The organism is Shewanella sp. UCD-KL21, assembly GCF_001957135.1.
In the GTDB taxonomy this organism is placed as follows: Bacteria; Pseudomonadota; Gammaproteobacteria; order Enterobacterales; family Shewanellaceae; genus Shewanella.
In genome coordinates this window covers 1-709 of sequence record NZ_MPHK01000076.1, presented here as the reverse complement: position 1 = coordinate 709, position 709 = coordinate 1, and the positions used below count along the sequence as shown (strand labels likewise).

The 709-nt window shown below is 54.3% G+C and carries 1 protein-coding gene; it reads right to left on the bottom strand.

Annotated elements, in window-relative coordinates; genetic code table 11:
- Positions 1-709, bottom strand: a 709-nt coding sequence (locus BM739_RS20320) for a hypothetical protein (RefSeq protein ID WP_217697860.1), incomplete at both ends; no start/stop codon positions are given.

The window sequence follows — 709 nt, the reverse complement described above, 5'->3', positions numbered from 1 at the left end:
GTGATGATCAGCGTGTCACCAATTGCGGTGCCCGCGGCTAAGGTCACGGTGGCGGTGACGGTGCCATCCGCGCCAATTTCATCGCTGCTGTAAATACCGTCATCACCCATGCCTTCAAACTCAACGTTTGGAGTAGGTGCATCAGTGTTATCAACGTCTTGGTTGTCAGTGGCGATAGCCGATGGGTTACCGGCGGCATCAATGACTTGTGCATCAACATTGACCTGGGTATCGCCTGCAGCGACAGGGACTTCCACGGCTTGACCATTATCAAGCATCGCTTGGGTCACGAGACCGTTAAAGAGTTCGTTGCCGTTACCATCAGTGATGATCAGCGTGTCACCGATGTTGGTGCCMGCGGCTAAGGTCACGGTGGCGGTGACGGTGCCATCCGCGCCAATTTCATCGCTGCTGTAAATACCGTCATCACCCATGCCTTCAAACTCAACRTTTGGAGTAGGTGCATCAGTGTTATCAACGTCTTGSTTRTCAGTGGCGATAGCCGATGGGTTACCGGCGGCATCAATGACTTGTGCATCAACATTGACCTGGGTATCGCCTGCAGCGACAGAGACTTCCACGGCTTGACCATTATCAAGCATCGCTTGGGTTACGAGGCCGTTGAACAATTCGTTGCCGTTGCCATCAGTGATGATCAGCGTGTCACCAATTGCGGTGCCGGCGGCTAAGGTCACGGTGGCGGTGCGGT